This window comes from Rhodococcus sp. 105337 (genome assembly GCF_012844225.1).
In the GTDB taxonomy this organism is placed as follows: Bacteria; Actinomycetota; Actinomycetes; order Mycobacteriales; family Mycobacteriaceae; genus Rhodococcus.
This window is the reverse complement of the sequence record NZ_JABAGQ010000008.1, coordinates 28,286-52,236: the sequence shown is the minus strand read 5'-3', so window position 1 is coordinate 52,236 and position 23,951 is coordinate 28,286. Positions and strand designations below refer to the sequence as shown.

At 68.6% G+C, this 23,951-nt stretch carries 23 protein-coding genes; 7 read left to right on the top strand and 16 right to left on the bottom strand.

The genetic code is table 11. From position 1 onward, the window contains the following. Positions 1 to 123: 123 nt before the first annotated feature. The 7 genes from HF886_RS13940 to HF886_RS13910 form a co-directional block, all read right to left on the bottom strand. Positions 124 to 1,329, bottom strand: coding sequence for a helix-turn-helix domain-containing protein (locus HF886_RS13940; RefSeq protein ID WP_346765149.1), 1,206 nt, complete (start codon positions 1,327 to 1,329; stop codon positions 124 to 126). Positions 1,330 to 1,537: 208 nt separating this feature from the next. Beyond that, on the bottom strand, positions 1,538 to 2,980 hold the full coding sequence (locus HF886_RS13935) for an acyl-CoA synthetase (RefSeq protein WP_169652600.1): 1,443 nt from the start codon (positions 2,978 to 2,980) through the stop codon (positions 1,538 to 1,540). Between the two features lie 43 nt (positions 2,981 to 3,023). Then, entirely contained in the window at positions 3,024 to 3,719 is a 696-nt protein-coding gene (locus HF886_RS13930; RefSeq protein WP_346765147.1) for a rhomboid family intramembrane serine protease, read from the bottom strand. Positions 3,720 to 3,803: 84 nt separating this feature from the next. Then, positions 3,804 to 4,889, bottom strand: coding sequence for a succinyldiaminopimelate transaminase (gene dapC, locus HF886_RS13925; RefSeq protein WP_169621721.1), 1,086 nt, complete (start codon positions 4,887 to 4,889; stop codon positions 3,804 to 3,806). 57 nt (positions 4,890 to 4,946) lie between these two features. Then, positions 4,947 to 5,270, bottom strand: coding sequence for a ferredoxin (gene fdxA / locus HF886_RS13920; protein ID WP_072699889.1), 324 nt, complete (start codon positions 5,268 to 5,270; stop codon positions 4,947 to 4,949). Between the two features lie 186 nt (positions 5,271 to 5,456). Next, the gene (locus HF886_RS13915; RefSeq protein WP_240955139.1) at positions 5,457 to 8,012 is read right to left on the bottom strand and encodes a bifunctional FO biosynthesis protein CofGH; all 2,556 of its coding nucleotides are present in this window, start codon (positions 8,010 to 8,012) and stop codon (positions 5,457 to 5,459) included. A gap of 80 nt (positions 8,013 to 8,092) precedes the next feature. Next, a complete protein-coding gene (locus HF886_RS13910; protein WP_169621627.1) occupies positions 8,093 to 8,293 on the bottom strand; it encodes a hypothetical protein in 201 nt (66 codons plus the stop codon). Between the two features lie 210 nt (positions 8,294 to 8,503). Between HF886_RS13910 and HF886_RS13905 the strand changes: the two genes are divergently transcribed. From HF886_RS13905 to HF886_RS13895, 3 genes are all read left to right on the top strand, one after another. Further along, a complete protein-coding gene (locus HF886_RS13905) occupies positions 8,504 to 8,980 on the top strand; it encodes a PH domain-containing protein (RefSeq protein ID WP_169621626.1) in 477 nt (158 codons plus the stop codon). Between the two features lie 95 nt (positions 8,981 to 9,075). Continuing rightward, entirely contained in the window at positions 9,076 to 10,542 is a 1,467-nt protein-coding gene (locus HF886_RS13900) for a PH domain-containing protein (protein ID WP_169652688.1), read from the top strand. Then, positions 10,539 to 11,285: a uracil-DNA glycosylase gene (locus tag HF886_RS13895; RefSeq protein WP_169621719.1), complete on the top strand. Its 747-nt coding sequence runs from the start codon at positions 10,539 to 10,541 to the stop codon at positions 11,283 to 11,285. The genes HF886_RS13900 and HF886_RS13895 overlap by 4 nt, the downstream gene beginning before the upstream one ends. Here HF886_RS13895 and HF886_RS13890 read toward each other — a convergent pair. The 5 genes from HF886_RS13890 to typA form a co-directional block, all read right to left on the bottom strand. Continuing rightward, positions 11,239 to 11,679, bottom strand: a complete 441-nt coding sequence (locus HF886_RS13890; protein ID WP_169621625.1) for a hypothetical protein — start codon at positions 11,677 to 11,679, stop codon at positions 11,239 to 11,241. The genes HF886_RS13895 and HF886_RS13890 overlap by 47 nt on opposite strands. Before the next feature lie 52 nt (positions 11,680 to 11,731). Further along, positions 11,732 to 11,875, bottom strand: coding sequence for a hypothetical protein (locus HF886_RS13885; RefSeq protein WP_169652582.1), 144 nt, complete (start codon positions 11,873 to 11,875; stop codon positions 11,732 to 11,734). A gap of 100 nt (positions 11,876 to 11,975) precedes the next feature. Further along, positions 11,976 to 12,881 carry an N-acetyl-1-D-myo-inositol-2-amino-2-deoxy-alpha-D-glucopyranoside deacetylase gene (gene mshB, locus HF886_RS13880; protein ID WP_169652598.1) on the bottom strand — a complete coding sequence of 302 codons (906 nt, stop codon included), beginning with the start codon at positions 12,879 to 12,881 and terminating at the stop codon, positions 11,976 to 11,978. After that, entirely contained in the window at positions 12,878 to 14,821 is a 1,944-nt protein-coding gene (locus HF886_RS13875) for an ABC transporter family substrate-binding protein (RefSeq protein ID WP_169652687.1), read from the bottom strand. The genes mshB and HF886_RS13875 overlap by 4 nt, the downstream gene beginning before the upstream one ends. A gap of 79 nt (positions 14,822 to 14,900) precedes the next feature. Next, positions 14,901 to 16,799, bottom strand: coding sequence for a translational GTPase TypA (gene typA, locus HF886_RS13870; RefSeq protein WP_169652597.1), 1,899 nt, complete (start codon positions 16,797 to 16,799; stop codon positions 14,901 to 14,903). A gap of 354 nt (positions 16,800 to 17,153) precedes the next feature. Here typA and HF886_RS13865 point away from each other — a divergent pair, with 354 nt between their 5' ends. Then, positions 17,154 to 17,333 carry a hypothetical protein gene (locus HF886_RS13865; RefSeq protein WP_169621621.1) on the top strand — a complete coding sequence of 60 codons (180 nt, stop codon included), beginning with the start codon at positions 17,154 to 17,156 and terminating at the stop codon, positions 17,331 to 17,333. Between the two features lie 2 nt (positions 17,334 to 17,335). Here the strand turns inward: HF886_RS13865 and HF886_RS13860 are convergent, their stop codons facing one another. Further along, complete coding sequence (locus HF886_RS13860; protein WP_169621620.1) at positions 17,336 to 17,740, bottom strand: (deoxy)nucleoside triphosphate pyrophosphohydrolase; 405 nt, start codon at positions 17,738 to 17,740, stop codon at positions 17,336 to 17,338. A 25-nt stretch (positions 17,741 to 17,765) separates the two neighbouring features. On the opposite strand from HF886_RS13860, the gene HF886_RS13855 reads away from it, so the two are divergent. Next, positions 17,766 to 18,062 carry a 4a-hydroxytetrahydrobiopterin dehydratase gene (locus tag HF886_RS13855; RefSeq protein WP_169652596.1) on the top strand — a complete coding sequence of 99 codons (297 nt, stop codon included), beginning with the start codon at positions 17,766 to 17,768 and terminating at the stop codon, positions 18,060 to 18,062. Here the strand turns inward: HF886_RS13855 and HF886_RS13850 are convergent. Beyond that, on the bottom strand, positions 17,998 to 19,308 hold the full coding sequence (locus HF886_RS13850) for a mannosyltransferase (protein WP_296551731.1): 1,311 nt from the start codon (positions 19,306 to 19,308) through the stop codon (positions 17,998 to 18,000). The genes HF886_RS13855 and HF886_RS13850 overlap by 65 nt on opposite strands. A gap of 351 nt (positions 19,309 to 19,659) precedes the next feature. Between HF886_RS13850 and HF886_RS13845 the strand changes: the two genes are divergently transcribed. Both HF886_RS13845 and HF886_RS13840 read left to right on the top strand, forming a co-directional pair. Then, entirely contained in the window at positions 19,660 to 20,496 is an 837-nt protein-coding gene (locus tag HF886_RS13845; protein WP_169621717.1) for a hypothetical protein, read from the top strand. Between the two features lie 207 nt (positions 20,497 to 20,703). Next, positions 20,704 to 22,143 carry an MFS transporter gene (locus HF886_RS13840; RefSeq protein ID WP_169652595.1) on the top strand — a complete coding sequence of 480 codons (1,440 nt, stop codon included), beginning with the start codon at positions 20,704 to 20,706 and terminating at the stop codon, positions 22,141 to 22,143. On the opposite strand, the gene HF886_RS13835 is transcribed toward HF886_RS13840, so the two are convergent. Together HF886_RS13835 and HF886_RS13830 are read right to left on the bottom strand one after the other, a co-directional pair. Beyond that, a complete protein-coding gene (locus HF886_RS13835) occupies positions 22,130 to 22,852 on the bottom strand; it encodes a DUF1906 domain-containing protein (protein WP_206038784.1) in 723 nt (240 codons plus the stop codon). The two genes, HF886_RS13840 and HF886_RS13835, sit on opposite strands and share 14 nt — an antisense overlap. A 112-nt stretch (positions 22,853 to 22,964) precedes the next feature. Beyond that, complete coding sequence (locus HF886_RS13830; RefSeq protein ID WP_169621616.1) at positions 22,965 to 23,897, bottom strand: winged helix-turn-helix domain-containing protein; 933 nt, start codon at positions 23,895 to 23,897, stop codon at positions 22,965 to 22,967. Positions 23,898 to 23,951: the final 54 nt, after the last annotated feature.

Here is a 23,951-nt window from a genome sequence, read left to right as displayed (position 1 = left end):
ACGTCGCGCCGGGTTCGTCCGTCACGTGTTCCCCTCCCGCCACGATCGGCCGTCCACCCCGACCCGTGTGAACTAGGCCACATGGTATCGGGTGAACTTCCGATGCGTGACGAGACGGTGAGGTCAGCTCGCTTCGGGATACAGCCCTTCGAGCCTGCGGGCGATCAGAGCGGCCTGCAACTGCCGCAGGCCCGACGGGCGGGTGGGATCGAAGCCGGTGAGCTGCGCGACCCGCTTGAGGCGATAGTCGACGGTGTTGGCGTGCACGTGCAGCGTGCGCGCCGTGAGCTGCCGGCTGAGATCGTGCGCGATGTGCGTCTCGAGGGTCTCGACGAGTTCTGCGGCGTCGTCGAGCGGTTCGAGCACGCGGGCGAGATGCTTACGCGCCGGGCCGGGCCGGGTGAGCTGATACTCGAGGGCGAGGTCCGCGATGCTGTAGGCCCCCGCCGGCCGGCCCAGGCGGCGCACCAGATCGAGGAGTTCGTGCGACTGTTTCGCGGCCGACGGGATCTCCGGAACCTCCGCGTGGACGAGCGCGACGGTCACCTCCACCCCCGCGACGGTGCCGATCCGCTCCCGGAACTCGTCGATGAGTGCGGTAGCCGACGAACCGGGCAGCAGGACGGTGCCGCCCTCCGGGCCGAGCAACGCCAGATGCTTGCCTTCGCACAGCGTTTCGAGTTCGATCTCGACGCGGCGCAGGGTGCGGCGCGCCACCACCTCCGGCCGGACGTGGGGATTGCGTTCGTCGGGGTGCCGCGCAAGCGAGACTGCAAGAACCGTGTAGCCGTCGGCAAGCTGGAGACCCGAGCGTTGCGCGACCGATGCCGCGTCCTGTCCGCTGAGCAGCGCGGTCACCAATTCCTGGGCCGCGACATCGCGTTCACGCCGAATGGCGTCGAGTTCCGCGACGAACCCGGTGGTCGCGGCTACCGTGACCTTTTCGAGGAGCGCCATCCACAACCGTGACGCGTCGGCGACCGCGGCGACGTCACCCTCGCGTGCCTTCTCGGTGACGAGTTCCCAGCCCAGGCGGATGCCCTCGTGGTAGATGCGCAGCATGTATTCGAGACGGAACCCGGCGCGTGCCCATTGCGCGGCGCTGCTGCGCAGGTCGGCAAGATCCGAGTCCGACGGCAACTCTCCGGCGTCGAGCAGATGGATCGCGATACGAAGACAGCGGACGGTGACCTCGGTGACGTCGCCTCGCAGCGACTCGCCAGGGCGCAGCGAACACGGCGCGACATTGTCCGCGAAGTGCGCCACGAGCTTGCGCGCGACGGCGGGCAGATCTCGCAGCGGTACCGACGCAGGCTTCCCGTCGACCACGAATCTGGGAACCTCGCTTTGACGACCGCCACCCCGGCCGTGCTCCGCTATACGGATCTGATCCGTTACAGACATCCCTCGAACCCCCATCGAAGTAACAAACCTATATACCGTGCAGTAGAGAATCCGCCTCGTACCGCGGCATGCGCAACCCCTGGGGCGTCTTTTCTATGATCCGGAGTCGCACGAAACGCTGTACGACCGGCGGTCACGGGGCGTCGGACGCCAGTTGCTTCTTCTGCACCTTTCCCATCGCGTTACGGGGCAGCGCGTCCACGACACGCACCTCGCGCGGGCGCTTGTGAACCGAAAGTTGTTCTGCAACATAGCTTATCAATGTGTCTTCGTCCACCTCCGGGCCCGAGGGCGCGGGGACGACGAACGCCACGATGCGCTGCCCCAGGTCGGCGTCGGGCAGGCCCACCACGGCCACCTCCCCCACCGACGGATGGCCGAGAAGCACCGTCTCGATTTCTCCGGCGCCCACCCGGAAACCGCCGGATTTGATCAGATCCGTCGACTCGCGGCCCACGATCCGGTGGAAACCGGCGCCGTCGACGACCGCCACGTCGCCTGTGACGAACCACCCGTCCTGGGTCCAGGAGGCGGCCGTCGCGTCGGGCCGGTTCAGGTAGCCGTCGAACAGCATCGGCCCACGCACCTGCAGGACGCCGATGCTCTCGCCGTCGTGCGGCACGTCGGCACCGTGCTCGTCCCGCAGTCGCGTCTGCACGCCCGCGACCGGCGTCCCGACCCAGCCGGGACGGCGCTCACCGTCCACCCGGGTACTCAGGGTGAGCATCGTCTCGCTCATGCCGTACCGCTCGATGGGCGTCAGGCCCGTCAGCTCCCGAAGTTTCTCGAACACCGGAACCGGCAACGGGGCACTTCCGGAGACGAGCAGGCGGGCACCGCTCAGCGCGCGGGCCGACTCCTCGTCCTGCACGATGCGCGACCACACCGTCGGAACACCGAAGTACAGGGTGCCGCGTGCGCGTGCGTACGCCTCCGGGGTGGGAGTACCCGTGTGGATCAGGCGGCTACCGATCCGCAGCGGGCCGAGCAACCCGAGCACGAGACCGTGGACGTGAAACAACGGCAGGCCGTGCACCAGTGTGTCGCGGTCCGTCCAGTCCCATGCCTCGGCGAGCGCATCGATTCCGGCGGCGATCGCGCCGCGGCTGAGCAGGACGCCCTTCGGCGCACCCGTGGTACCCGAGGTGTAGAGCACGAACGCGGTGCGACGCGGCGACGGTTCGGGCACGTGGTGCCAGTCGCGGGCGTGGAGTCGCACGGGGAGCACCGGGAGTTGCGGCACCTCGGGGTGCTGGGTGTCCGGAGCGGCGCCGACCCACGCCTGAGCGCCGGAATCCTTCAGAATGTGCGACAGTTCCGCCGGTCCCGAGTCCGGCGGAACCGGCACGACCGTCACCCCCGCGAGAAGGCAGCCGACGATCGCGACCACGGTCGTCGCGGTGGGGTGCGCGAGCACCGCGACCCGCTCGGCCCGCGCGACCCTCGCCGCGAGCGCGGTTCCGGCACCGAGGACGTCGCTCCGGGAGAGGGTGTGGCCGTCGATGCGGACGGCGTCGGGAATGTCGTCGCCGCGAGCGACGGCCAGTGGATTCAGCGAACGGAGGAGTGCAGACACACGCGACAGGATTCCATACCTCCCGGCGGCACCGGCACTCTCGTCACGACGCGACGCCGCCGAGCGACCCCGAGTTGAGCACCGCCGGACGCCGGGGCGGCAGCACGGTTCCGAGCACGGCGCCGAGCAGCATCCCGATCAGCACGGCGACACCGTGGGCATCGTCGAACGCCACGAGCACCACCCCGAGAAGAAATGTGGCCGAGGAGGCCAGCAGCAATCGCCGCCGCGCCCCGACCACCGGCCAGAGCCCCGCGATCGACGCGGCGAGGGCCAGTGTGGCGCCGGAGGTGCCGGCACCCACCGACGGAGAAACGAAGGTCGTGAACAGTCCCCACAGGATCTGTCCGACGACGAAGAGCGCGGCCGCGCGGTACCAGCCCCATATCCGCACTGCTGCGATGGCGACCACCGCGAGCAGGACAAGGTTCGCGGCGGTCACGACGACACCGCCGTCCTCGACGAGCCCCGCGGTCAGCACGCGCCACCACTGTCCCCCGTCGCGCGTGCGGACCGGTTCACGCCGGAACAACTCGACCAGGGACGGCACGATCAGCCTCGTCACCGACGCCACCGCAACCACGCCCCACAGCACGACGGCGGCCATCGGCGGGGGCCACCACCACGCGCGCGCCGCCGCGCGGGACGAGCGAGGATCGGGCATCGCGGCCAGGGCGGTGAGCGCTACGACGGCAGCGTAGAACGCCCACAGCAATGGGTCGTCGCCGGATGCACTCACGCGCTCAATCTACCGGCGATCCGGGTACGGGCACACGGCAACGCCGCCGCGTCGGAGCGTAGGCGCCGGGGACCGGACGGAGCGTCAGCGCAGTCGCCGGGCGGCAGCGTCGATCGCATCGTCGGTGGCGGTGAGCGCGATCCGCACGTGCAGCACGCCGCCGGGACCGTAGAACTCTCCGGGCGCCACGAGGATGCCCCGCTCGGCGAACCAGTCGACCGTCGCCCGGCACTCTTCGCCGCGGGTCGCCCAGAGGTACAGGCCCGCCTCCGAGTGATCCACAGTGAAGCCCGCGCCGCGGACGGCAGCGAGCAGGACGTCGCGGCGTGCCCGGTACTTCTCCCGCTGGATGTTCTCGTGCTCGTCGTCGTTCAGCGCGGCGGTCATCGCCGCCTGGATCGGCAGCGGCAACATCATGCCCGAGTGTTTGCGCACCTCGAGCAGGTCGGCGACGAGTTCGGCATCGCCGGTGACGAACCCGGCGCGATAGCTCGCCAGGTTCGACGTCTTCGACAGCGAATGCACCGCGAGCAGGTTCGTATGGTCTCCGTCGCACACGCTCGGGTGCAGGATCGAGAGGGCTTCGCCCTCCCAGGTCAGCCCGAGGTAGCACTCGTCGGATACGACGATCGCGTCGCGGCTTCGCGCCCAGTCGACGACCTTGCGCAGGTGGTCCAGCCCGAGCACCTTGCCGGTGGGGTTCGACGGCGAGTTGACGAAGACCAGCGCCGCGCCTTCGGGGCCGAGCCGGTTGAGTCCGTCGGCGCGGATCAGGCGCACCCCGGCGAGCAATCCGCCCACCTCGTACGTCGGGTACGCCAATTCGGGGATGACCACGAGGTCGTCGGCGCCGAGGCCGAGCAGCGTGGGCAGCCACGCGATCATTTCCTTGGTCCCGATCGCGGGGAGCACCGCTGCGGGATCGAGGCCGGTGATGCCGTAACGGCGCGCGAGCGCGGCCACGGCCGCCTCCCGCAGTTCCTCGGTTCCGTGGTTGGTGGGGTACCCCGGTTCCGCGGCGACCGATGTCAGTGCATCGCGGATGACCGGAGCGACCGGATCCACCGGGGTGCCCACCGACAGGTTCACGATCCCGTCGGGGTGCGCGGCGGCCTTGGCCTTCGCCTCGGACAGCGAGTCCCACGGGAAGTCCGGGAGATTCCCGGCCACCGACCGGCGTACGCGTGCCTTCACCGCAGCACCGCCCGTTCGTTCATCGAGCGACACCTACTCCTCGCCCATGGGAGGGAGGTTCTTGATGAACGGCGGGTCGTAGGCGACCTTGCCGAGCTTCGCCGCTCCGCCGGGCGAACCCAGGTCGTCGAAGAAGTCGACGTTGGCCTTGACGTAATCGGACCACTCGTCGGGCACGTCGTCCTCGTAGAAGATCGCCTCGACCGGGCACACCGGTTCGCAGGCTCCACAGTCCACACACTCGTCGGGATGGATGTACAGCATGCGTCCACCCTCGTAGATGCAGTCGACGGGGCACTCCTCGATACATGCCTTGTCCAACACATCCACACACGGTTCCGCAATCGTGTACGTCACTGCTGTCTCCCTGCCTCTCTGTCGGCCCGCCGACCCGGCCGCACCGGCGATCCGCCGGCCGTGCGCGGTCCATCGTTCGTGGCGCACTCACCACTCGTCCAGTATCCCCCGTTGTTCGGGCACGCCTGTGCATTAGGGTGCCCTGACCCGGCAACGTGTACCCGCGAGTACCCGGACTCCGAAAGGCTACCGAACTGTGACGTCGAGCCCCCGGGGCGCGTACGCGGTGGTGCGCTGACGCGCGGGACGGCCGATGCCCTCGGCGATCGCGACGAGTTCTTCGACGGACTTCTCCGAGCCGTGCTGTGAACCCGCCATCCGGGAGATCGTCTCTTCCATCAGCGTGCCGCCCAAATCGTTGGCGCCGCCTTCGAGCATCGCGCGCGTTCCGGCGACACCGAGCTTGACCCAGCTGGTCTGGATGTTGTCGATCCGGCCGTGCAGCATCACGCGGGCCAGAGCATGCGCGGCCCGGTTGTCGCGCATCGTCGGACCAGGGCGCGACGCACCGGCCAGATACAGCGGCGACGACTGATGGACGAAGGGCAGCAACACGAACTCGGTGAACCCGCCCGTGCGGTCCTGGATGCCGCGAAGCACGTTCAGATGCCCGACCCAGTGGTGCGGCTGGTCGACGTGCCCGTACATCATCGTCGAACTCGAACGCAGACCCACTTCGTGCGCGGTCGTGACGACTTCCACCCACTCGGCGGCCGGCAGTTTGCCCTTCGTCAGCACCCACCGGACCTCGTCGTCGAGGATCTCGGCGGCTGTTCCCGGAATGGTGTCGAGTCCGGCCTCGCGCAGATCGATCAGCCAGTCGCGGATCGACGTACCGCTGCGTGCCACGCCGTTGACGATCTCCATCGGCGAGAACGCGTGCACGTGCATGGACGGAACACGTGCTTTGACCGCCCGTACCAGGTCGGCGTACCCGGTCACCGGCAACTCGGGGTCGATACCACCCTGCATGCAGACCTCGGTGGCGCCGGCGACATGCGCCTCCCAGGCGCGGTCCGCGACTTCCTGGGCCGACAGCGTGAACGCGTCCGCGTCACCCTTGCGCTGCGCGAACGCGCAGAAGCGGCAACCGGTGTAACAGATGTTGGTGAAGTTGATGTTCCGGTTGATCACGTAGGTGACGTCGTCGCCGACGGTGTCGCGGCGCAACTGGTCGGCGAGCGCGACCAGTGCTTCGAGACCGGCTCCGTCCGCGTTGGCGAGCGCGACGTACTCGTCGTCCGAACATCCCGCGGGATTCCGCTCGGCCGAGCGAAGTGCGGCCAGCACGTCGCTGTCGAGCCGGACCGGAGCCGACTCACCGAGGGCGAGCACCTGTTCGCGCACGGTTTCCCAGTCGCCGAACGCACTGCCCAGGTCGGAGCGGTACTCGGTGTTGCGTCCGCTCACGTCGATCTCGGAGTTGAGGTCCACCCGGCCGGACGACTCCCAGTCGATGTCGGGTTCCTGCCACGGCAGGCCGGTCGGCAGCACGTCGCGGGCCAGTCCGGTCTCCGGGTCGGCGAGGGCGCGCACGTGCGTGGTGATCCGGGGATCGATCCACGGCTGCCCCGCCAGGACGTACTGCGGCTGGGCTGCGATCCGCTCGGTGAGCACGTAACCCGCGTCGGCGCTCACCGCGGCGAGCGTGTCGAGGTTCGGCCACGGCCGTTCGGGATTGACGTGATCCGGGGTCAGCGGCGAGACTCCGCCCCAATCGTCGACGCCGGCGCCGAGAAGAGCGCGGCACTCGTCGAGCGAGACGAGGTTGGGCGGCGCCTGGATACGCATGCCCGGTCCGAGGACCAGCCGCGACACCGCGACCGCCGCGAGGAACTCGCCGAGATCGGCGTCGTCCGCGTCGCGCATCACGGTGTCGTCCTTGGCGCGGAAGTTCTGGACGATCACTTCCTGGATATGGCCGAATGCTTTGTGCGTCTTCCGGATCGCGTGGATCGAGTCGGCACGCTCGGCGACGGTCTCACCGATACCCACGAGAATTCCCGTGGTGAACGGCACCGACAGACGCCCGGCGTCGGTGAGCACGCGCAAGCGCACCGCGGGATCCTTGTCGGGGCTGCCGTAGTGGCACTGTCCCTTGTCGGTGAACAGTCGCTCCGAGGTGGTTTCGAGCATCATGCCCATCGACGGCGCGACCGGCTTGAGCCTCGACATCTCGGCCCAGCTCATGACGCCGGGGTTGAGATGCGGCAGCAGGCCGGTCTCCTCGAGAACCCGGATCGACATTGCGCGCACATAGTCCAGCGTCGAGTCGTAGCCGCGCTCTTCGAGCCACTGCGCAGCCTCGGGCCAGCGCTCCTCGGGCCGGTCCCCGAGCGTGAACAAGGCTTCTTTACAGCCCAACTCGGCGCCCTGGCGCGCGATCTCGAGGATCTCGTCGGGTTCGAGGTACATTCCGCGGCCTTCGGCGCGGAGTTTTCCCGGCACCGTCACGAATGTGCAGTAGTGGCAGCGATCCCGGCAGAGCCGGGTGATCGGGACGAAAACCTTGCGGGAGTAGGTGACGGTGCCGGGCCGCCCGGCGGCGAGCAGACCCGCATCACGCACCCGGGCCGCGGAGGCACACAGGTCCTCGAGATCGGATCCGCGTGCCTGCAACAGAACTGCGGATTCGTCGACGTTGAGCGTGACGCCGTCGCGCGCCCGGCGCAACGCCCGACGCATCGCGGAAGGCGCCGGCGGCGGTACCGCCCCGGGACGCACGGCGGGCGTCGGGAGCATCGCGGACTGCGCGGTGTCGTCTGCGGAATCGGTCATTGGCCGATCATCCGCCTCACCCGGCGCCCATGCCACCTCGGGGTCTATTCCCGCGGGTAGTCGTCGTCCGACGGCACTTCGCGGTGCTGTTCGTAGGTGTCGACGGGGTCGGCTTCGAGGGGCACATCGGAGGGCGGCACGTCTGCGGGTTCCTCACCCACAGGAATAGCCTGATCGATGCGATCGGCTTCGGAATCGTCACCCTGAGGGATGTCGATGTCGAGAGCGTCCGACGATTCGGTCATGGCGATCCTCCTTGTGCGATTCCGGCCCGGACGGGCCGGGCTCGAGTTCCGGCATCAGCCTAGCCTGGATGCCGACACGGATGTCGGGCCGCCGTCACAGGCCCCGGCGAGTATGGGAGGGCCATAGTGAACAGCGATGCCGAGGTGCGTTCGGAACCTCCGGTGGAACAGACGCCGCCGCGGGCCGAGGCGCCGGTGTCACAGGTTCGAATGGCCGACCCGGCGTGGCGCCCGAGCGACAAAGCACGCTTGTTGTGGTCGATCAACGCCGCTCTGCTGTGGGTGCCGGTCGTCGTCGCGCAGATCGTGTGGTGGGTCGTCGATCCCCGTCTCACGCTCTGGCATGTCGCCGCCGCCGCGGCGACCGTCGTCGTCGGCGGACTGCACATCGCGGTGGTGCCGCAGTGGCGGTACCGCGTCCACCGCTGGGAGATCAGCGATACAGCTGTGTACACGCGATCCGGATGGTTCACCCAGGAACGGCGCATCGCGCCCATCTCGCGCATCCAGACGGTCGACACCGAGCGCGGCCCCATCGACCGCCGGCTCGGCCTGGCCACCGTCACCGTCACCACCGCGTCGTCCGCAGGTGCCGTCGAGATCACCGCACTCGACGTGGCCGTCGCGGACGAGACAGTCGCGCGACTGACCGACATCGCCGGCCGCGACGGGGTCGACGCGACGTGACCACCGATCCGCACCCCGACCAGGACCGGGTCGCCGCGGTGTCCGCGCCCGACCGGACCGACGAGCCCGCATCGTGGTCGAGGCTCGACCCGCGCATGCTGCTCGTCCACCCGGTCGAAGAGATCCTGCGCCTGCTGCCCGTGCTGGTCGGCACGGTCGTGCTCGGCAGCAGCAGCGGCAACCCGTACTGGGGACTCGCAGCCGCCGCGGTGCTCGTGGTGATCGGCTTGTCCCGGTGGTTCACGACGACGTACCGCGTGGGACCTGTCCACGTCGAACTCCGGCGCGGGCTGCTCCAGCGACAGGAACTGTCGATCCCGCGGAGCCGGATCAGGTCGGTCGACGTCGAGCAACGGGTCCTGCACCGGCTTCTCGGTCTCGCCGTCGTGAAGATCGGGACCGGCCAGTCCGCCGGCGCAGGCCGCGACCGCAACCGGTTCGAACTCAACGGACTCGCCGCCGACTCCGTTCCGGCGTTGCGCGACGCCCTGCTCGGCGACAGGTCGGCGCGCACCGACTCCGGCGATGCCGACGCAGCGGCGACGGCACCTTCGGCGGAAACGTCGCCCGAAATCGAGATCGCCCGGTTCGATCCGCGCTGGGTTCGGTACGCCCCTTTCTCCGCGACCGGCCTGATCGGTATCGCTGCCGTGGTGGGCATCGCCTTCCAGTACGGGCTGGGCGAGCGTCTCGCCGAGTCCCGCAGCGTCGAACGCGGTGTCGCGGCATTCGAGGCTGCCGGTGTGGCGGTCTCGGTCGTGGTCCTCACGCTGGTCGTGCTGCTGATCGCGAGTATCGGCGCCTGCGTGCGTTACGTGTTGCTCTACGGAAACCTGCGGGTGACCGACGACGGGCGCATGCTGCGCATCGGCCACGGCCTCGTGAAGGTCCGTCATTCGACCCTCGATCGCGAGCGCTTGCGCGGCGTCAACCTGCGTGAGCCGCTCGCTCTCCGGCTCGCCGGCGGCGCGCGTCTCGACGCGATCATGACGGGCGTGGCCGCGGAAAGCGGCGAATCGTCGCTGGTACTGCCGTCGGCGCCGGAACGCGACGTGCACCGCGTCGCCGCACAGGTGCTCACCGATCCACTCCCCGTACACGTGCCGCTGCTCGCCCACGGTCCCGCGGCGCGTCGCCGTCGTTACACGCGCGCACTCGTCCCTGCGGGTCTTGTCGCCGCCGCCGTGATCGGCGCTCTGGCGGTGACCGGGCGCTCGTTACCGCTTCCGGCAACGGTCGCGGTAGCCGTAGGACTCCTCGCGGGGGCATGCGCACTCGCATGGGACCGTTATCGCGGACTCGGCCACGCCGTCGTGCCCGGTCGTCTCGTGACGCGGAGCGGATCGATGGACCGGCAACGCGTGAGCCTGGACGCCGAGGGGATCATCGGCTGGACGGTGCGGCAATCTTTCTTCCAGCGCCGGGCAGGCGTGGCCACGGTCGTCGCCGCGACGCCGGCCGGGGCAGGACACTACGAGGTGATCGACATTCCCGAGGAACTCGCATGGTCGCTGGTCGAGGCGGTCACCCCCGGCTGCGCCGACTCCTGGACGCGGCGATGAGGGGCCCGCTGCCCGGCCCGGAACCGGACAACCTCGAACAGATGGACGCCGAACTCGTCGAGTGCCGGGCGTGCCCGCGGCTGGTGGCATGGCGCGAGCAGGTCGCGCGGGAGAAGCGTGCCGCCTTCCGCGACGAGGAGTACTGGGGACGGCCGGTGCCCGGCTTCGGGCCGGACGACGCGTCCCTGCTGATCGTCGGGCTCGCGCCTGCGGCGCACGGAGGAAACCGCACCGGGCGGATGTTCACGGGCGATCGTTCGGGTGACGTGCTGTACGCGGCGCTGTACGAGGCGGGTTTGGCGTCGCAGCCGGTCGCGACGCACCGCGGCGACGGTCTCGAACTGTTCGGAACGCGCATCACCTCACCGGTGCACTGTGCTCCGCCGGCGAACAAACCGACGGTCCTCGAACGGGACACGTGCCGCCGCTGGCTCGAACAAGAACTCGATCTGCTGTCACCGACCCTGCGGTCGGTGGTCGTACTGGGCGGGTTCGGGTGGCAGTCACTGCTGCCGGTACTGGCCTCCGCGGGATGGACGGTGCCCACGCCACGGCCGAAGTTCGCCCACGGGGCGCATGTCGTCCTGGACCCGGTCTCGGACGCGCGGCAGCCCCTCCACCTGTTCGGGTGCTATCACGTGAGCCAGCAGAACACCTTCACCGGGCGGCTGACGCAGGACATGGTGGCGACGGTGCTCAGGGACGCTGCTCGGGCGGCCGGACTGCCCGTGAAATCTCCTTGATGCGAACCGAGAACAGGTACACACCCGCCGGCGCGAGGGCCGCGACCGGCAGGAGCAGGATGCGCCAGTCGGCGACGACCACCTGGTCGCCGCCGGGACCGCCCGCCAGGCACAGCAGGAACACGACGCCCCACGCCACCAGCGGAAGCGCGGCGCGGCCCAGCGATCCCGTCTCGGTGCGCATCGCTGCCACCAGGAGAAGATTCAGCACGGCGGCCAGCACGATGACAATGGGGAACGGCACCCCGCCGAGATAGAGGCCCAGGTAGAACACGGACAGTACGGCGCACAGCCCGCCGCTGATCACGAGCAGGGCGACTACGCCCCTGCGCGGTGCGGGTTCGGATACGGACGCGGGACCACCGGACAGCCCGGTTGCGGGATCGACCGTCATGACACGATAGTGCGCCACACGGCCACGAGCGGCGCAACCGGGTCCTGTGCGATCACGGGACGGGCGGGTAGCCGAGCATCGTCAGCAGGGCACTCTGCTGATCGGCGAAGTGGTAGAGGGCGTCGTAGTACTCCGCGCGGATCTCGCCTGCGTAGGGCCGCAGCGAGTCCACGAACGCGACGATCTGGTTTTGCACGGACCAGTTGTACATCGAACCCCCTGCGGTGAGGCCGCCCCCGCGCGGCAGTACCTATGACCGCGGCGCCAGGACCGCAGTATCTATGACCCAGGTCACACTAGCCGATGCCGGCGAACAGGTCATCCTCACGACCGGTGTCGTCGACGCGACCGCGTTCCCCCCGGGCCAGCACGAAGTACTCCTCGGCGAACACCGGTTGCGCCACCATGTTCGACAGTGCGAACGCGCCCCCACCGGGAGCCAGGACGACCTGGGTCGCATGGGCGGCCATCGCCGAACGTTTCGCGTCGAGCACACCGCTGACGTCGACGACGGTGGTCACCTGGTCGTCGGGCACACTCGGAAGCTCGTCCGCTTCCGGCATGCGCCAGCCTTCGGGCAGGTGGTCCAAAGCGGCGATTCCCGCGTCCAGAGCCGAGCGTTCGGTGACGGTCCAGTACACCTTCGCGGGAGTCCAGGGCGCACCCGCCTCCGGAAAGTCTTCGGTGCCGGACACTTCGACGGCAGCGGTGACGCGGTCGTGGACCGCGATGTGATCGGGATGCCCGTACCCACCGCGCGGGTCGTAGGTGACGACGACGTGTGGGCGGGTCTCCCGGATCACCGCGACGAGCGCCTCCAGCGCCTCGTCGGCGTCGGCGTTCACCCACGCCCTCGGGTTCTCGGCAGAGGGTGTCCCGGCCATTCCCGAGTCTCGCCAATGGCCTGCACCGCCGAGAAAACGCGGGCCGTCCACCCCGAGCGCCGCAAGAGCGCGACCGAGTTCGAGGATGCGGTACCCGCCCAGTTGGTCGGCCTGATCGGCCGCCAATTGCGCCCAGCGGTCCCCGATGACCTCACCTTCCTCGCCGAGCGTGCAGGTCACGACGGTGACCTCGGCGCCTTCTGCAGCGTAGCGGGCGATGACGCCGCCTGTGGTGAGCGATTCGTCGTCGGGATGGGCGTGAACCAGCAGCAGCCGACGATCCGCAACGTTCGGCGTCTGAACGAAATCTGTTGTCACGGTGTACTCCTCCACCACAAATGTGCGTCTCCGACGATGCCGGCGGGAACCGAACCGGCCAGCGACACGTTGTCGATCTCCGGCCCGGCCGCGACCACGGTGCGATCCTGCAGGATCGGGAGGTTCACGGCGAGCGCCCACAGGCCGGGCTGCGCGGCGGTGATGACCTCGCGGGGGTCGGCGGTGCCGCGCACCGCAGCGAGCAATTTTTCCTCGAGTTCGGGATCGCACGCCCCGGACAGGTTGCTCGGCGCATCGAGCATTGCCCGTATCTCGTCTTCTTCGTCGTCCGAGCTTCCACCGGTCGACCCGGTAGTGCGGGCGGCCTCCGTGGCCTCGTCACCGGGGTTCGTGGAGTCCCCGCCCTCTGCCTTCGGCGGATCGGTGGCGCGGGCAGCGCCCTCGACGACGGGCAGCACCGGCGGACACCCGAACCGGGACAGCGCTGCGGTCGCGGGATCGTCCCCCACCCGCATCCATCCCAGGACCGCATGCACGCTGCCGTCGACCAGCGACTCGCCGTACAACTCGTCCGGGGGTAGCTCCGTCACGGTCGCGGCGATACCGGCGTCGCGCAGGACATCGGCCGCCGTGCGCGCGACCGCGAGGGTGGTCTCGGCGTCTTCCGGCACTCCGATCACGAAGTTCAGAGGTTCGCCGTTGCGGAGAAGGAGAGTGTCGTCCGCTTCCGGGGCGGGCGGTGCGCCGGTAGGTGACGACGTCGGGTCGGCAGACGGACCGTCGGCGTCGGCGGGCGGTTCCTCGGGCAGGGGTTCCGGAGCGACGGGCATGTATCCCGCTTCCGCGAGCAGACCGAGTGCCTCTTCCCTGCTGGGTCGCGGCGGCATCGTGGGCGCGTATCCGGGATCGGACGGCGCCAGCACCTGGGCGCGTGCCGGGACGACGCTGGTCTGAGTCCCCGCACCGACGAGTGCGAGTAGCTCCGGGTCGAGCAGACCGAGGATCCCCCGGCGCACGCGCAGGTCGGCAAGTTCGTCCGCACGGGTGTTGAGGGTGAAGTCGAGCGTGCGCGGCTGCAACTGGACGCCGGTGCGGACGCCGGGCACCGCGTCGAGTTGGGCGAGCAACGCCGCCCCGCCCCGCGCTTGTGCCACCTGAGCGTCACCGCTGCGCAGAGACTCGGCGAACTGGGAGTCGGTGCCCCCGCGGCGCATCAGGATCTCGTCGGGCACAGCGGGAGTGCCCCAGAACCGATCGTTGCGTTCGAGGAGCACCTCGCCGCGGCCACGGTCGACGGCGTCGACGTGGAATCTGCCGCCCGAGACCGGAATCGTTTCGGACAGTCCGCTCAGGAACCCGCCGGGGGTGTCCTTGACGAGATGTGCGGGCAGCAGGTCGGTGAACAATTCGCGCCAGGCCGGATACGGCTCGCGCAGCGTGACGGTGACAGTCTTGCCTCCGCCCGACGAACGCACGTCGTCGATGAGCCGATAGCCCGCGGGATCGACGACTCCCGGCTGCGTGATCATCTGCTGCCACAGGTACCGGAAGTCCTCGGCCGCGATCGGGGCGCTGTCGGACCACTGCGCCTCGTCGCGCACCTGGTACGTGATGGTGAAGGGATCCTGCTCGGTGACCTCGGCGGAGATCAGCACGGTCTCGTCCGGTACCCACAGCGTCGCCGCCGGATTCTGCGGATCGGGCACGGCCCGGAACGCGCTGGGCAGTACCAGGCCCGCGACAGCGTTCGCGACGGGCGACTGGTCGGACAGCAGATGCGGATTGAAGCCGGTATCGACCCTGTCGATCGCCACGACCACGGTGCTGCGGGGTCGCGTCGGAGCCGGAGGAGTCGTCGGCTCGGCCTGTTCGATGGGCGGCGGCGGATCGGCGGTACACGCCGTCAGCACCAGGACCGCCGATGCGAGGAGCGCCGGGACTCCGGCTCGCCACCGGCGACGGACACGCGTACGCAACACTCCGGCTTCCTTCCCGTCGACCAGACGGTACGTGGCGGTCCCGGCCAGCACACTGCTCGCCGGGACCGCCACATCCTTACTACTTGTTACGGGCCTTCTCGCGCGACCGCGCGCGCTGCCGGTCGGTCGCCGAGAGGTGCACCTTGCGGACGCGCACGATCTCGGGGGTGACCTCGACGCACTCGTCGCCGGCACAGAATTCCATAGCAGCCTCGAGGGTCAGCTCGATGGGCTTGGCCAGCGTCTCCATCACGTCGGCGGAAGACTGACGCATGTTGGTCAGCTTCTTCTCGCGGGTGACGTTGATGTCGAGGTCTTCCTGACGCGGGTTGATGCCCACGACCATGCCCTCGTAGGTGTCCGCACCGGGCTCGACGAAGAACGTGCCGCGGTCGGCCAGCTGGATCATCGCGAACGGCGTGACGGTGCCGGTCCGGTCGGAGACGAGCGAGCCGGTATGGCGGGCGCGAATCTCGCCGGCCCACGGGGCGTAGCCGTGGAACACGGCGTTGGCGATGCCGGTGCCGCGCGTTTCCGTGAGGAAGTCGGTGCGGAAACCGATCAGGCCGCGGGACGGGACGAGGAATTCCATCCGCACCCAGCCCGCACCGTGGTTGGTCATCTGCACCATCTTGCCCTTGCGGTTGGCGAGCAACTGCGTGATGGCACCGAGGTACTCCTCGGGGGTGTCGATGGTGAGCTCCTCGAAGGGCTCGTGCAGCTTGCCGTCGACCTGCTTGGTAACCACCTGGGGCTTACCGACGGTCAGCTCGAAGCCTTCGCGGCGCATCTGCTCCACGAGGATGGCCAGCGCCAGCTCGCCACGACCCTGGACCTCCCAGGCATCGGGACGGCCGATGTCGAGCACCTTCAGCGACACGTTGCCGACGAGTTCCGCGTCGAGGCGGGACTTGACCATGCGTGCGGTGAGCTTGTGGCCCTTGACGCGCCCGACCAGCGGGGACGTGTTGGTACCGATCGTCACCGAGATCGCGGGCTGGTCGACGGTGATCCGGGGCAGTGCCACGGGGTTCTCGAGGTCCGCGAGGGTGTCGCCGATCATGATGTCGGGGAAACCTGCGACGGCGACGATGTCACCGGCGATGGCGGACTCTGCGGGATGCCGCTCCACACCGACGGTCGCGAGCAACTCGGTGATCTTCGCGCGGGTGACGACGGGCTCGCCGTCGACTTCGCGCATCCAGCTCACGGTCTGGCCCTTGCGGAGCTCACCGTTGTGGATGCGGACGAGCGCGAGACGACCGAGGAACGCGGACGCGTCGAGGTTGGTGACGTGTGCCTGCAGCGGTGCCGCAACGTCGCCCTTCGGCGCCGGCACGTACTCCATGAGGACGTCGAACAGATCGTCGAGGTTCTCCGCGTCGGGCGCTTGGCCGTTCTCGGGCTGCTTCCGCGACGCCTTGCCCTCACGGCCCGATGCGTAGAGCACCGGAAGTCCGAGCGCGAGTTCGGCAGCCTGGGCGGCTTCGTCGTCGAGATCGGACGCGAGGTCGAGCAGCAGGGTCTGGCTTTCCTCGACGACCTCGGCGATGCGGGCGTCGGGACGGTCGGTCTTGTTGACCACGAGGATCACCGGCAGCGACGCGGCGAGTGCCTTACGCAGCACGAACCGGGTCTGCGGCAGCGGTCCCTCGGAGGAATCGACGAGCAGCACGACGCCGTCGACCATGGACAGGCCGCGCTCGACCTCTCCACCGAAGTCGGCGTGGCCGGGGGTGTCGATGACGTTGATGACAGTCACGCTGCCGTCGGGGTGGTGACGGTGCACCGCGGTGTTCTTCGCGAGAATGGTGATGCCCTTCTCACGCTCGAGGTCACCGGAGTCCATGACCCGGTCCACGAGTTCCGCACGTTCGGCGAACGCGCCCGACTGGCGCAGCATGGCGTCGACGAGGGTGGTCTTTCCATGGTCGACGTGCGCCACGATGGCGACGTTCCGAAAATCAGCGGTGCTCACGCGATGGCTCTCCTGGCTGTTGTCCGCGGCCACACGGCACTGGACCCGGTCGGCACCTCGCCCGTACGGCGCATATTGTTCGAAGCCGCTACGCGATTGCGATACGCCCACACCCGGCCTGAGACGGCCCGAGCAGGCACTGCGGCCACGAACATCCTACCGCTCTTCCGGGGGCGCCTGCTCCGGCCCCTCCCCGTAATGCCAGGTCACGACGCCGGAACGTGAGATTCACCACGCGAGGACGCCGTTATGCGAGCGTTACAGCCCTCCCAGGAGGTCTACAACCGCCTCTTGCGTTCCCGTAAGGGCACGCTAACCTGACACCCGGATGCTGCGACGAGGGCGGGACGATTCATGGGCAAGAAGATCAAGCCGAGCAAGGTCGCCGGCCTGAAGCCGAAGAAGAAGTGCTGCCGCAAGAAGACCCGCTGCGTGAAGTGCCCCGTGGTCATCATGCGCATGAAGAAGGTCGCGAACGACGACCTGAGCAAGAAAGAACTCCGCAAGCACCTGGAGAAGGCGCGCGCCGCCTGAACTCAGCCGGCGAGCAGCGCCCGGAGGTCCGGCAGCCACACCCGGTCCGCTGCCACGAGGTCCACGTCGTCGAGTTCACCGGCATCGACCCAGCGCACCGCGGCGTGATCGAGCGCGCGGGGTTCTCCGTCGAGCAGGTGCACCCGGTACGCACACATCACCAGACCGCCGCGAAGGTGAACTTCGGCGCCGAAACGCTCTCCGCCGCGGACCTCGACACCCAGTTCTTCGCGCAGTTCGCGGCGAAGCGCCTCCTCGGCACTCTCCCCCGGTTCGACCTTCCCGCCGGGCAATTCCCACTGGCCGGCGAGTTCGGGCGGCCGGGTCCGCTGAGCGAGGAGTACGCGCCCGTCACGGACTACAGCCCCGGCGACGACGTGTCCCGTCGGCGGTGTCGTTGCGGTCATGCCGTGCATCGTCCCAGAATGGTTCATGGCCCAGTTACTGACGGACGGCGAGATCGACGCGGCACTGTCCGAACTCCCGCACTGGCGACGAGCAGGTGCGTCCCTGATCCGAACGATCGAGGCTCCGACGTTCCCCGACGCGATCGCGCTGGTCGACAAGGTCGCGGAGGCCGCCGAAGAGGCGGACCACCATCCCGATATCGACATCCGATGGCGGAAGGTGACCTATTCGCTGTGCACGCACTCCTCGGGGGGGATCACCGAATCGGACGCGGAGATGGCGCGCCGGATCGATCAGTTGGCTCAGACGGTCGGTCTGTAGGGGTCGCGGCGTCGGAGGCTTCTTCTGCGACGGTAACCGTCGCGGCGTGCTCAGTCTCCGAGGCCCGCAACTTCCGCGCGCCCACGATCATCCAGACGTAGACGAGGACCGCACCGGCGACGTAGACCGTGCCCAGCCACGCCAGGGGCGCGGGCCGCCCCACCGTCCAGATCGAGTCCTGCGCACTGCTGAGCACCCACGGCACGCCGACGAGCGTCACGACGGCCCAGAACGCGGCGAGGATACGAGTGCCGGTGAGCCCGGCCAGCGGGCCGTACAGGAGCCAGATCAGCATCGGAACGACCCACACCCAGTGATGGGCCCACGAGATCGGCGAAACCAGCAGACCGAGGAGTTGCACCACGAGCAGGGTCCCGAGCAGATCGTCCTTTCCGAGCGAACGCCACGCGGCGAACGCGAGTGCGGCGCACACGACGACAGCGACGAGCCACAGCGGTCCGGTCTCGACGTCCTCCCCCACGATGCGGCTCAGCGCGCCGCGGAGCGACTGGTTCCACACCGATCCGACCGGACCGATCCGGTCGGCGTCGCCGAACAGGGTGGTGAAGTAGGTCAGTCCTTGCTCGCCGAGCGTGAGCACGCTGACCAGGACGGTCACCGCGAACGCGACGGCAGAGAACACGGCTTCCCGCCATCGACGCCGTGCAAGGAAGTAGAGGCCCGTGATGGCGGGCGTCAGCTTGATTCCGGCGAGAATTCCTACGAGGCCGCCGGAAAGCCACCACCGGGAACTGCGCACCGCGACCATGACGCCGAGGACCAGGAAGACGTTGATCTGCCCGTAGTCGAGGGTGGTGCGCAGCGGTTCGGTCCAGATGCCGACGGCCGTCCACGCGAGGGCGACCCCGGTCCACCGCCGCGTGCGCGCTTCGGGCCCGATCACAAGTTCGAAAGCGATACGCACAACGAAGAACAGGGCCGCGACCGTGAGCAGTTGCCACGCCACGCCGAGCACCGCGAACGGCACTACGTGCAGCGGGAGGAATACCAGCGCTGCGAACGGCGGATACGTGAAGGGCAGCGGGAAGTCCGGGGTGTAGCGACTGTAGGTGAAGTTGTAGAGGTCGCCGTCGAGGAGAGCGGCGGAGCCGTCCACATACACATGCAGGTCGACGAGGTTCATCCCGTTGGGCGTGAACAACGTCCAGGCGAGTCGTGCCGCGACGGACACCACCAGCAGTGCCGCGCACCACCGCACCGGATACGAAGGAACTCGTCGTGGCACCGCGGTGCAGCCTCCCGTCGTTCCCTGGCCCGGATGTCCGGACCTTCGGCTCTAGAGACTACCGGCGAACACCCAGCCCTCCGAAACCCTGATTCACTCTGGTAACAATCTCATCTCTACTCACAACAGTCACAAAGGAAACACGTTACCGTCTACCGGGTACCGCCATTCGGAACAAACTGTGGCTACACTCCCCCGAAGGCAACCGCCAACCCGGGTTCGGCACGGTGGGTTGTCCTGCGGGAGGGGACTCCATAGAGTGTCGCCTCGAGCCGTCAGTACCGGCTGGTCTTCCAGGCCTACCAGGTGCTTCAACGACAAGGATGGGGAACAGTGCTTCGTACTCGAGGAATGCGGCGTGCGCTCACAGCGTGCGCACTTGCCGCCACTGCGGGACTGGCGGTGCCGTCGCACGCCTTCGCGCAACCGGCGCCCCCGGCGCTGCCCGACCTGACCCAGTTCGTCGAACTCCCGCAGTTCGAGGTCCCGGCCGACCTGTCCATCGAGTCGTTGACACGTCTGATCCCCGAAATCCAGGCGAACCCCGAGCAGGTAGAAGCACTCGCATCGCTCGCTCCCGCCATCGTCGGAGCTGCGGCAGGGCCGTCGGATGTTGCCGACGTCGCGGACGGCAGCAACGACCTGCTCGCACAGGCGAAGGAACTGCTCGCGAATTCCGAGCTTCCGGAGTCCCTGAAGGGCACCCTTCAGCGCGTCATCACCTTCCTGGACGGCAGCGGCGGCGGCGGCCCCGACATTCCGGCACCGGGCACGGTCGTGATCTCGCAGTTCCTGTACCCCACGCTCGGCCAGGATTGCATCGGTGACGGACAGGACTCCGTGGGCAGCGCGCTCGCAGTGGCCGGTCCTGCTCAGCTGCCGCCCCCGGGCCCGGCCGCCGGTCAGGTCGGATTCGTCTTCACCGCGCTCGGCACCGCGCCTACCGCTGGCGAACAGGACCTGACCCTGAGCTGGATCAACGTCTCCAACGGCCGCAGCGGCACCCAGCCGCTCACCAACGAGGCACGTATCAACCCGGACGGTCCCGCAACGTTGACCGCCATCGCCGACACCGGCGCCGGCCAGGTCGTAGCGGTCGTCTCGGGTGGCATCACCACCCAGAAGGAAGGCGCGGACCCGCGTTCGTGCACCTTCCTCCCCACCCTGGGCCTGGTGTCCGTGCCCTGACGGACACCGATAACAGAACAACCGAAGGCCGCCGGGATTCTTCCCGGCGGTCTTCGCGTGTCTGTACAGGGCTTCGGTCCGGTGCGCTGGACCGAAACCGGTTGTACATCGGCGGTATCCCCGTGCTAGACACGGTGGACCAACTAGTTGATATGGCGCACTAAAGTTTTCGGCCGCGATCTCGCCGGCCCCTGAGCGAGGAGAGGCATGGCCGTCGAAACTCCGATCCCGACGCGGGAGCAACCCGCTCCTTCCGGGATCGTCGCGGTCCTGGCCATGTGCGGGATCAGCGTCGCCCTCATGCAGACCCTGATCGTGCCGATCCTGCCCCGGCTGCCGCTCCTCGTGAACGCATCTCCGGAGAACACGTCCTGGGCAGTGACCGCGACACTTCTGGCCGGTGCGGTCGTCACCCCGATCAGCGGCCGGCTCGGTGACATGTTCGGCAAACGCCGGATGCTGCTCGTCAGCCTCGGCATGATGGTGCTCGGTTCCGCGGTGTGCGCGATGGCGAACACACTCCTGCCCCTCGTGATCGGTCGGACTCTCCAGGGCGCCGCCGTAGGCGCGATCCCCCTCGGCATCGCCATCCTGCGCGACGAGCTTCCGGCCAAACGGGTTCCCGGCGCGATGGCCACGATCAGCGCGACCATGGGTGTGGGCGGAGCAATCGGCTTGCCCCTCGCGGCACTGGTCGCACAGCTCACCGACTGGCACATGTTGTTCGTGGCCTCGCTGGTGCTCGGCGCGGTCGGCATCGCCGCGGTATGGAAGTTCGTCCCGGAATCACCGCGACGCAACCCGGGCCGGTTCGATTTCCTTGGAGCGGGTCTGCTCTCGTCCGCCCTGATTCTCCTTCTCGTTCCGGTGACGAAGGGAAATTCGTGGGGTTGGGCTGAGCCGGCCACCCTCGCCATGCTCGGCGGAGCGCTGCTGGTCTTCCTGGGATTCGGCTGGTACGAGTTGCGCGTCGACCGGCCGCTGGTCGATCTGCGACTGTCCGCCCGCCGTCCCATTCTGATGACGAACCTGGCGTCGATCGCGCTGGGCTTCGCGATGTACGCGAACGTCCTCGCGTTCCCCCAATTGCTCATGGCGCCACCCGAAACCGGCTACGGACTCGGGCAGACGATGGTCGCTGCCGGTATGGCCCTCGCGCCGAGCGGACTCGTCATGATGGCGTTGTCCCCCGTGTCGGCACGGATCACCACCACGTTCGGCCCGCGTGTCACCCTCGCCTGCGGCGTGGTCTTCGTGGGCGCCGGTTATCTCACGGCGTATCTGCTGCACCGGGAGTTGTGGCACATCATCGCGGCATCGATGGTCATCGGAGCCGGTGTGGGTCTCGCCTACGCCGCCATGCCCGCGCTCATCATGAGTTCCGTCCCGCTCCACGAGTCCGCGGCGGCGAACAGTCTGAACACGCTGATGCGGTCCATCGGTACCTCGACGGCGGCAGCGGTGATCGGTGTCGTGCTCGCAGCGATGACCGTGCAGGTCGGCGATGCAGTCGTGCCGGAACTCAGCGGGTTCCGCACCACCTTCCTCATCGCGGCGCTCGCGTCCGTCGTGGCCCTGGTGTTCACCGCGTTCATCCCGCCGCCACCTCCGCGAGTACGCGAGGTCGGACCGGCTAGAGGCGTGTAAGCGACCACTGTCCGTAATCCGCGCTGAAGACGCGGTTGACGTCGATACCGATTCCGTCGATGGTCCCGCCGCCCTTCTGGTGCAGGTGTGCGCGCGGATGGACGTAACCGGCCGACGTGCCCCAGTCGTGCTGCCAGTAGAACGCGCCGAGGCCTACCGCGGACGCCCAGTCGATGGTCGGAGAGTTCGCGTACACGCCGGTGTTCGCGGGGCCGACTACCTCCTGCCACGCGAGAAGGTAGGGCACAATCCGGGTGGTGAACTGCTCGAAGTTCGGGTTGTCGTCGATCGACGCGTAGATCGGCCGGTCGGCGGGTCCGCCCGCCGCGCGGTGCAATTCCAGACCGCGTCGCGCGTGCCTCAGTCCTGCGTCGTAGCCGCCGAGCCAGTCGGCGGTCTCCGCCTTGCCGAACTGGTAGCACGACACCACTTCCAGTCCGTTGTCGAGCAGGGCGCCGGCTTCTCCCCGGGTCAACGGCTTACCGAGCATCCAGTCGGCGCCGGGCCGACGGTCGGATACATACCGGATCGCCCCGATGTGTCCTGCGGCCCTGATCGACGCCGCCGACGGCACACCCGCCGAATAGTCGACGATGGTGCCGAGGACGTCCCGGGCCTGCGCCGCCCCCGGGGCCATGACCGCGGAGGCCACCACGGCGCCCGAGCCGATCGCCGCGTACCGCAACATGTCTCGACGAGAAAACGTCATGGCGCCCCCGTTCCGGAATGTGTGATCGTGCCTTCGGATTGCACCACATTCACACCTGCCACACGCAGCACATCGGTAAAGGTGCTGGTCGGACCTACGCTGCGAACGGTCCTCAGCGGCCCGCCAACTCGGCGAAGAACGCGGGCACGAGCGCGACATCTTCGACGGTGCGCACCGTGGTGCGTATGCCGAGTCCGTGCTCCTTGAGGAGGTCGCACAGACCCTCGCCGTCGACGAGATCGATGGGCGGAGCGCCGTGCCGGTGTGCCTCCGCGCGCGCATCGTCGGTGAAGGATCCGGTGGACACCAGCAGACCCTTCTCCCCGCGACCGACCATCGCCGCACGGAATTCGCGAACGACGTCGGCGCCCGCGCGCTCCTGTCCGCGGACGAACCGGAAGAACACCGAGAAGCTGAGCAGCGAGACACGCAGGATGCCGGTGCCCTCCACCTGCGCGTCGGAGTCGGTGCCCCCACCCGGAGCGGGGACTGTCAGAGTCGTGAAGCCCGCGGACCGCAGCACAGCGGTGACGAGGCGCTCGAAACCCTCCGCGGGAAGGTCGGCGACCGCCCCGAGTACCGGTTCTCGCCACAGCTCGGGATCCTCGGGTGCAGCGGCGAGCGGCACGACCTGCGCGCCTTGGGACGAGTTGCGGACCAGGCGTCGGCGTCGCTTCTCCGCGGTGTACGCGACCTGCATGGGCTTGATCTCGGATTCGCGGACCGCGCGACCGTCGTCGGTCACGCTCCACACGCCTCGACGGGTGTTCGACAGCAGGCCCATGCCCTTGAGGTAGGTGCGCGCCCAGGCGATCCGGTACTCGATTTCGGTGCCGGGCCCGTCACCGTGCAGTACGGCCCGGTCCGCCTCGGACAAACCGACCCGGGCGATCACGGCCCCGTCGATCTCCTCGATGACCCCGGATCCGCCGATTTCGATCACGGCCTGCAGCGTCGGCCACAGGAGATCCGTGTACGGCGGCAACGCGGATTCGTCGCCTCCGGTGTTCCGGACGGAATTACCGATCGCGTTCCGGCGCTGCACACCTTCCCCTAACGTTGCGGCCACGCGGCCGCGGCTTCGGTCCTGGACGTCGGA

Coding starts and splice junctions, on each gene's coding strand:
- HF886_RS13915 (WP_240955139.1), bottom strand. CDS start 8,012: ATGCTCCCGACGCCCGCCGTGCGTCCCGGGGCGGTACCGCCGCCGGCG.
- HF886_RS13910 (WP_169621627.1), bottom strand. CDS start 8,293: ATGACCGAATCGTCGGACGCTCTCGACATCGACATCCCTCAGGGTGAC.
- HF886_RS13905 (WP_169621626.1), top strand. CDS start 8,504: ATGGCCGACCCGGCGTGGCGCCCGAGCGACAAAGCACGCTTGTTGTGG.
- HF886_RS13900 (WP_169652688.1), top strand. CDS start 9,076: ATGCTGCTCGTCCACCCGGTCGAAGAGATCCTGCGCCTGCTGCCCGTG.
- HF886_RS13895 (WP_169621719.1), top strand. CDS start 10,539: ATGAGGGGCCCGCTGCCCGGCCCGGAACCGGACAACCTCGAACAGATG.
- HF886_RS13890 (WP_169621625.1), bottom strand. CDS start 11,679: ATGACGGTCGATCCCGCAACCGGGCTGTCCGGTGGTCCCGCGTCCGTA.
- HF886_RS13865 (WP_169621621.1), top strand. CDS start 17,154: ATGGGCAAGAAGATCAAGCCGAGCAAGGTCGCCGGCCTGAAGCCGAAG.
- HF886_RS13860 (WP_169621620.1), bottom strand. CDS start 17,740: ATGACCGCAACGACACCGCCGACGGGACACGTCGTCGCCGGGGCTGTA.
- HF886_RS13855 (WP_169652596.1), top strand. CDS start 17,766: ATGGCCCAGTTACTGACGGACGGCGAGATCGACGCGGCACTGTCCGAA.
- HF886_RS13845 (WP_169621717.1), top strand. CDS start 19,660: ATGCGGCGTGCGCTCACAGCGTGCGCACTTGCCGCCACTGCGGGACTG.
- HF886_RS13840 (WP_169652595.1), top strand. CDS start 20,704: ATGGCCGTCGAAACTCCGATCCCGACGCGGGAGCAACCCGCTCCTTCC.
- HF886_RS13835 (WP_206038784.1), bottom strand. CDS start 22,852: ATGACGTTTTCTCGTCGAGACATGTTGCGGTACGCGGCGATCGGCTCG.